The organism is Nocardia callitridis, assembly GCF_039543305.1.
Taxonomy (GTDB): domain Bacteria; phylum Actinomycetota; class Actinomycetes; order Mycobacteriales; family Mycobacteriaceae; genus Nocardia; species Nocardia callitridis.
Genome location: NZ_BAABJM010000002.1, coordinates 832,583 through 839,721 on the forward strand (window position 1 = coordinate 832,583; position 7,139 = coordinate 839,721).

Below are 7,139 nucleotides of genomic sequence, written 5' to 3' on the forward strand. Positions count from 1 at the left end.
TCCAACCACGCTGATCCCAATCATGGCCGCCACCGGGTGCTCCGAGGACACTGGGCCGGTGACGACTACGAGCCAGCACCCCGTCGGCAGCCGCTACCGTGACCCCGAGCTGACCACGCTGCCGCGCAGCACGCCGACCATCGAGCAGCAGTTGGCCCACCGCTCGGTCCGCGCGTTTCTCGATACCCCGGTCGGCGACGACGAGCTGACCGCGCTCATCGCCGCGGCACAGTCCGCGTCGACCTCGTCGAATCTGCAAGCGTGGAGCGTGGTCGCCGTGCGTGACCCCGAACGCAAGGACCGGCTCGCGACACTGGCCGGTGACCAGGAGTTCATTCGCCGCGCGCCGCTGTTGCTGGTCTGGCTTGCCGACCTGGGCCGCGCCGGACGCTTGGCCGCGAGTCGGCGGGCCGCGCTCGAGGCGACCGAATATCTGGAGTCGACGGTCCTCGGATTCGTCGATGCATCCCTCGCCGCGCAGAACGCGGTCGTCGCCGCCGAATCACTCGGTCTCGGCGCGGTTTTCGTCGGAGCCATCCGCAACAACCCCGACGGTGTCGCCGCCGAACTGCACCTGCCCGACCGAGTCTTCGCCACTTTCGGACTCGCCGTCGGCGTGCCGGACCTCACCGAATCCGCCGGGGTCAAGCCGCGACTTCCGCAGCAGGCCGTGCTGCATCACGAGGTCTACAGCGAAGCCGGTGACGCGACGATCGAGGGCTACGACACCCGCCTGGCCGAATACAACGCCGAGCACGGTCGATCCGCGGGGTGGACCGACGCGGTGCTGAACCGGCTTCGCGACCGCGACAGCCTCAAAGGCCGACACCTCCTGCGCGAACACCTGGGGCGACAGGGGTTTCCGTCGAAGTAGACGATGCCAGGCCCCGTGTCCGAAACACCGACCTGACAGGAGAGGCGATCCCGTTGAGTGCCGAATTCCTCTGGTACATCCCCAATCAGGTCACGCCCGGCCACCGAGGCGAACCCGTCACCGCCGACCACAACAGCCTGGAAACCCTTGCCAGCCAGGCGAAGGCGCTCGAAGACCACGGCTGGAAGGGTGCGTTGGTCGGCACCGGGTGGGGTCGCCCCGACACGCTCACCGTGGCCACGGCGCTCGCGGCGCGCACCACGAGTTTCGAACCACTGGTCGCGGTCCGTCCCGGCTACTGGGCACCCGCTCACTTCGCCTCGGCGGCAGCGACGCTCGACCACCTGTCCGGCGGCAGGGTCCGGGTCAATATCGTCTCGGGCAAAGACGACCTCGCCGCCTACGGCGCGGCGGAAGAGGACCAGGCCGAACGGTACGGTCGCACCAAGGAGTTCCTTCGCCTGGTTCGTCGACTGTGGACCGAGGAGAACGTCACTCACCATGGCGACCACTATCGGGTGACCGATTCCACCGTCACACCGCGAATCACGCCGCGCCCCGGCCGAACTCACCCGACCCTCTACTTCGGCGGCGCGTCCGAGGCCGCCGAACGGGTCGCGGCGACCGAAGCCGACGTCCAGTTGTTCTGGGGTGAGCCGCTCGCCGACGTCGGTGCACGCATCGCGCGTCTGCGCGCGCTGAGCGACGAGCTCGACCGCGACCTTCCTCCGCTCGAATTCGGCCTCAGGGTCACCACCCTCGTCCGTGACACCACCGAACAAGCATGGCGGGACGCGCAAGCCAAGGTCGCGGCCATGGCGGCGAACACCACCGCCGCACCGGACCAGCACCGGGGCACCGCCGTCGGTCAACAACGCCTGCTCGACCTGGCCGCACGCGGCGAAATCCTCGACGACAACCTCTACACGGCGCCGGGCGAATACGGTGGCGACGGCGCTGGCACGACCTGGCTCGTCGGCTCCGCCCAGGACGTCGCCACATCATTGCGCAAATACCAAGACCTGGGCATCACCCACTTCGTCCTCTCCGACACCCCGTATCTCCGGGAGATCGTGCGACAAGGCGACCAACTGCTTCCACTCTTGCGCGACTGAAAGCCCTTGCGCGCAGCCGGTATTCACTACCAAGTAAGCCACCCGCAGGCGCAGGCGCGAGGTTGCGCATGCTCGCGCGAAGCGGCTTTGGCCGACATACCCTCGACCCCGAAACGGTGAACCCCCACCCAGGTGGCCGATACCGTGACGCTTGCCGTCACCCGAATACGCGACGCGGCGCCGCAGGCCGGTGCGACGACGGAGGATTCCCCCGGCACACAGGTTCCCGCGGCGCCGCGTCGGCGTAGAGCGGCCCGACTCAGCCCGTGAAGACGACTCAGCCCGTGAAGACGCTGCCACCCTTGGGGACATAGCCCAGGCGGCCCGGCTCGAGCTGGCCGATCGGGTCGCCGGAGCAATCACCGCTGGCGAACAGCGGCAACGGGGTGTCGGTTTCGTTGCTGACGGTGATCTGGAAGGTCGTCAGCAGAGTGTTGTCGGCGAGCAGGCAGCCCGTCGGGTCCTGGTGTGCCTCACCGTTCAGACCGACGATGCCGGTCACCGCGTTCGCGGTGCCCGGCGCCAACATCGCGACGGCACCCGCCACCGCGAGCGCGCCGACAAACCCAGCAGTCCGAATCATTCGTGTCTCCAGTCCTTTTCGATACCGGCCAACCCCGAAGCCGATATACGGCGTTGCATTGCGCCTGCGATTGTGTCAGATACGCCACTCGGGAGGGAACTCCTCGCGGCCGAGGGACTTGCGCCACGTCGACGTTTACCGCCACCACCACCGGGTAGTCATCGGGAGAAGTGACTCTCGTCGTGTGCACCAACGGGGTGGTACGGGTGGGTCGGGTTCGTGGAGTCTCGGGTGGCTAGGAGAAGAGGGTGGCGGTTGTACTCGTGCTGCAAGCACGTGGGCTGGGTGATCTGCTCACCTCCATCCCTGCCCTGCGCGCACTGCGCCGGGCCAAGCCACACGATCGCATAGTCCTCGCCGCACCGCATCGCCTCAAGCCGATCGTCGATCTCATCGCCTCCGTCGACGCCATGGCACCCACCCCGGAACCAGGCGCACTCCGATGGGACGGCCCCGGCCCCGACCTCGCGGTCAATCTGCACGGACCGAGTACCGAAAGCATCATCGGTCTCGTCAAGACCGAACCCCGGCGCATCCTCAGCTACCGGAACGCGGCCTTCCCCGACGTGACGGGCCCGCAGTGGCAACCCGAGATGCACGACGTCGACCGCTGGTGTCATCTCCTCGAATCCGACGGGATCAGCGCCGACCGCCGCAACCTCGGACTCATGCCGCCGGTTTCGGCCACCAACCGCAGCGATTGCGTCGTCGTCCACGTCGGCGCGGGCGCACCCGCGCGCCGCTGGCCCGCCGATCGCTTCGCCACCGTGGTGCGCCACCTCCGCGTGCTCGGCCGTCAGGTCGTGCTCACCGGAGACGACAACGAACGCGCCCTCGCACTGAACATCGCGACCAGCGCCGGCCTGCCGACCGACCGCGTGCTCGCGGGGGAACAGAACCTCATCGAACTCGCTGCCACCATCGCCGAGGCACCGCTGGTGATCTCGGGCGATACCGGGGTCGCGCACCTGGCCACCGCCTTCGGCACCCGCACCGTGCTGCTGTTCGGGCCCACCCCGCCGCGCTGGGGCGGGCCACCGCCGCACCTACTCAATCGGCACGCTGTGCTTTGGGCAGGCGATACCGGTGACCCGTTCGCCCAGACACCCGACCCCGGCCTGCTGCGCATCGGGGTCACCGAAGTGATCAACGCCGTCGACAAGCAGCTCAACCACCGCGGCGGGCACAGCATCGGGACCGACGAGCGCCGCGCGCCCTACCGTCGGGTCGGCTGACAAGCCTTCCTGGCGAGACCTTCGCACGCGCGGATCAGCGCACGTCTCGGGCCGACAGGGGCCGATCCCCCGCAACATCATCGTGGCCTCCCTCGGAGCTACCCGATGAACTCACCTTTCGGCGAAGTCGTCCACTGAACCCTCGCGAGGTTCCCCGCACAGAGCCAGGCGCCCGCGCGCGGCCATACCCCGGTATGAGCTACGGATCGCGCTGCGGCGGGACGCCTTTGGGCGCCTGCGATTTCTAGCGTCGAGGCATGGTCACCTCGGAACCCACCGCACGCCCGCAGCACGAGCTGCCGGCCACGCGACAGCCTGGCCGCGGTCGGGCCCTGCTCGACGCCACCGTCACACTGCACCGCCCCCTGCTCGGTATGGTCGCGCTCATGGCGGGGCTGGCTGTGGTCTGCCTCGGTGGACTACTGGTCGACGACCGTATGTTGCTCGGCGAGTCGGTGTGGGTGAAACCCCTCAAATTCGCCCTCGCCTTCGGCGTCTACGGCCTCACCCTGGCGTGGCTGCTGTCGTTGCCGCACAAGGGAAGCCGCGCCACCTGGTGGCTCGGTGTCGTCTTCGCGATCACCGGCGTGCTCGACGTCGGTGTGATCGCCTTGCAGGCCGCGCGTGGCAGCTTCAGCCACTTCAACAACCTCGACACCGACCCGGTGAACCAGTTCGCGCAGCGGGTGTTCATGTCCGGCGTACCCGGCCTTTTCCTGGCCAGCGTGCTCATCATGCTGATCCTGTCCTGGCAGCGCCTGCTCGATAGGCCGACCGCACGCGCCATCCACGCCGGCCTCGCGCTGGCCGTCGCTGCCATGGCCATCGGCTACCTGATGGGGTTCACCGGCAAACAGCTGGTGCACGACAGCAGCGGGCAACTCGTCGAACTGATCGCCGGCCACACCGTGCTACCCGACGGCTCCGAACTGGTCGCCAGGGACGGACTGCCCGGCATGCCACTGACCCACTGGAGCACGGTCGGCGGCGACCTGCGCATTCCCCACTTCGTCGGGTTGCACGCCATCCAGGCGCTGCTGCTCGCCGTGGTGGTGCTGGCCAAGCTGGCACCGCGCTACCCGTGGTTGCGCGACGAGCGCGCACGGGCACGGGTGATCGGCGTGCTGGCACTCGGGTGCGCCGCCACCCTGTGGTTGGTGCTCTGGCAGGCGTTGCGCGCCCAGCCACTGGTGCATCCCGACGGCCTGACACTCGCCTTGTTCGGCGGACTCGTCCTCGCCGTGGCCGGGCTACTGCGCGTTGCCTACCTACGCAGTCGCGAGGACGGCGAGGGTGCGCACGAACGCCGAACCGCGACGACGAGCTGATCTCTTACAGCACAAGAACTTACACAGTCCGACAGCGAAGAGGACGGGTCGGCGGCGACCATCACCGCAGCCGCTCGGCCTCTTTCGCCAATTCGAGCAAGGTCTTGCCCAGCATGGTCAGCTCCTCCGGCGTAGCGCCCTCCTCGATCGCCGTGGTGATGTCCTCGGCGGCACATCTCGCGGCGAACCAGCGGTCGGCGATATCGGCCGCCTCCTGCGCGCTGAGCACCACCGAGTCATCGGGAATCCCCGTGCCCTTCAAACTATTTCGGCGTTCATATGCCCGTTGACGGCAGGACTGACGACAGTACCGGCGACGACGACCGGCCTCGGATTCGGTGATCTCCCGCCCACACCACAGGCAGGACAGCAGCAGGCGGCGCGACATGACGCAAAAGACTAGTAGTTCAGACGCCCGATCGCGAAGTCGCGGTAGGAAACCCCACTCCCGCAGGGCAGCGCGCGCGGCCCGCGATCGCGCGGCAAATCGCCGCGAGACGGGCGCGAGCGGAGCCGAAGACGGCTACCACTACAATGGAACGGTTCACTGCGGCCACGTCGGGAACTATCGGCGCAGGCCCGTGCGTTACACCAGAGGTCAAGCGGACGCACCGTGCTCATCGCCGACCGGTCAGCAACACGACCGGCGCGGAACTGGGCGGCACACGCAACAAGACTCGAGCACACAGGGAGAGGCACACCATGGCAGATCGCGTACTCCGGGGCAGTCGGCTCGGAGCGGTGAGCTACGAGACCGATCGCGACCACGACCTGGCCCCACGGCGGATCGCACGCTATCGGACCGAGAGCGGCGAGGAATTCGACGTCCCGTTCGCCGACGATGCCGAAATCCCGCCCACCTGGCTCTGCCGTAACGGCCAGGAAGGCGAGCTGATGGAGGGCACCACCCAGGAGGCCAAGAAGGTCAAGCCGCCGCGCACCCACTGGGACATGCTGCTGGAACGGCGCAGCAAGGACGAGCTGGAAGAGCTGCTCAAGGAGCGTCTCGACCTGCTCAAGACCCGCCGCCGCGGTGCCTGAGCGCCCAGCGCGTAGCAAGCACGAACGAAAGCCGCCCCCGTCCTAGCGACGGGGGCGGCTTTCGTCGAATCCCATTCGTTGAGTCCGTAGTGTCCGTGGACTCCGGAGGTGTCAGTGGCTGGCGACCTTGCGGTAACGCATCAACGCCAACGGGACGACGACCACCAGGATGACCACCGAGCAGATCACCGCGTACTCCACGCAGTGCTCCGCGGGCCACCCCGTCGACGGGACGAACGACGGTGGGGAGTCGTTCTCGAACAACTTGCGACCCGCCCCGGCCACGGCCGTGATCGGGTTCCATTCGGCGATCACGCGCAGCGGACCGGGCAGCGTCTCGGCGGAGATGAACGCCGAGGAGATGAACGTCAACGGGAACATCCAGATCAATCCCGCGCTCTGCGCCACCTCGACGGTCGGCGCGTACAGGCCGGTGAGCGCGCCGATCCACGACATGGCGAACGCGAACAACAGGATCACCGCGAAGGCGAGCACCGCGTCCCACACACCGCCGTGGATGCGCCAGCCGACGAGATACCCGCAGGCGACCATCACCGCCAGACTCAGGATGCTCACCACGAGATCGGACAGGGTACGACCCATCAACACCGCAAGCCGCGACATGGGCAGCGTGCGCATCCGGTCGATGATGCCCTTCTGCAAGTCGTTGGCGAGGCCGACCGTGGTGAACGCAGCGTTGAAAGCCACTGTCTGCGTGAAGATTCCGGCCAACAAGAACTCACGGTACTGTCCGCCGCCCAGCGAAGCGCCGAAGACATAGGCGAACAGGAACACGAACATCAGCGGCTGGACGGTCGCGGTGACCAGCAGCGTCGGCACCCGCAGGATGGTGAGCAGGTTCCGGTAGGCGACGATCGCGCTGTCGCGGAACACCCGCAGCCGGGGGCCGCGGTCCGGCTCCACCGAGTGCGATGTGGGCCAGGTGTCGAGCTTCGGGGAATC

The 7,139-nt window shown here is 67.8% G+C and carries 8 protein-coding genes; 5 read left to right on the plus strand and 3 right to left on the minus strand.

Translation table 11 applies throughout. The features are described from left to right. The first annotated feature begins 22 nt into the window (after positions 1-22). Together ABEA50_RS12640 and ABEA50_RS12645 are read left to right on the plus strand one after the other, a co-directional pair. Positions 23-874, plus strand: coding sequence for an NADPH-dependent oxidoreductase (locus tag ABEA50_RS12640; protein WP_425577600.1), 852 nt, complete (start codon positions 23-25; stop codon positions 872-874). Positions 875-921: 47 nt separating this feature from the next. Further along, positions 922-1,989, plus strand: coding sequence for an LLM class flavin-dependent oxidoreductase (locus ABEA50_RS12645; protein WP_425577646.1), 1,068 nt, complete (start codon positions 922-924; stop codon positions 1,987-1,989). A 277-nt stretch (positions 1,990-2,266) separates the two neighbouring features. Here ABEA50_RS12645 and ABEA50_RS12650 read toward each other — a convergent pair whose 3' ends face one another. Then, on the minus strand, positions 2,267-2,572 hold the full coding sequence (locus ABEA50_RS12650) for a hypothetical protein (protein WP_345495494.1): 306 nt from the start codon (positions 2,570-2,572) through the stop codon (positions 2,267-2,269). 248 nt (positions 2,573-2,820) lie between these two features. Here ABEA50_RS12650 and ABEA50_RS12655 point away from each other — a divergent pair, with 248 nt between their 5' ends. Together ABEA50_RS12655 and ABEA50_RS12660 are read left to right on the plus strand one after the other, a co-directional pair. Then, the gene (locus ABEA50_RS12655) at positions 2,821-3,807 is read left to right on the plus strand and encodes a glycosyltransferase family 9 protein (RefSeq protein ID WP_345495495.1); all 987 of its coding nucleotides are present in this window, start codon (positions 2,821-2,823) and stop codon (positions 3,805-3,807) included. A gap of 257 nt (positions 3,808-4,064) precedes the next feature. Continuing rightward, positions 4,065-5,135 carry a hypothetical protein gene (locus ABEA50_RS12660; RefSeq protein WP_345495496.1) on the plus strand — a complete coding sequence of 357 codons (1,071 nt, stop codon included), beginning with the start codon at positions 4,065-4,067 and terminating at the stop codon, positions 5,133-5,135. A gap of 61 nt (positions 5,136-5,196) precedes the next feature. On the opposite strand, the gene ABEA50_RS12665 is transcribed toward ABEA50_RS12660, so the two are convergent. After that, complete coding sequence (locus tag ABEA50_RS12665; RefSeq protein ID WP_345495498.1) at positions 5,197-5,523, minus strand: hypothetical protein; 327 nt, start codon at positions 5,521-5,523, stop codon at positions 5,197-5,199. 314 nt (positions 5,524-5,837) lie between these two features. Between ABEA50_RS12665 and ABEA50_RS12670 the strand changes: the two genes are divergently transcribed. Beyond that, positions 5,838-6,176 (plus strand): RNA polymerase-binding protein RbpA, encoded by a 339-nt coding sequence (locus ABEA50_RS12670; RefSeq protein WP_345495499.1) that lies wholly within the window; start codon positions 5,838-5,840, stop codon positions 6,174-6,176. Positions 6,177-6,287: 111 nt separating this feature from the next. Here ABEA50_RS12670 and ABEA50_RS12675 read toward each other — a convergent pair whose 3' ends face one another. Next, positions 6,288-7,070 (minus strand): ABC transporter permease, encoded by a 783-nt coding sequence (locus ABEA50_RS12675; protein ID WP_345496542.1) that lies wholly within the window; start codon positions 7,068-7,070, stop codon positions 6,288-6,290. Positions 7,071-7,139: the final 69 nt, after the last annotated feature.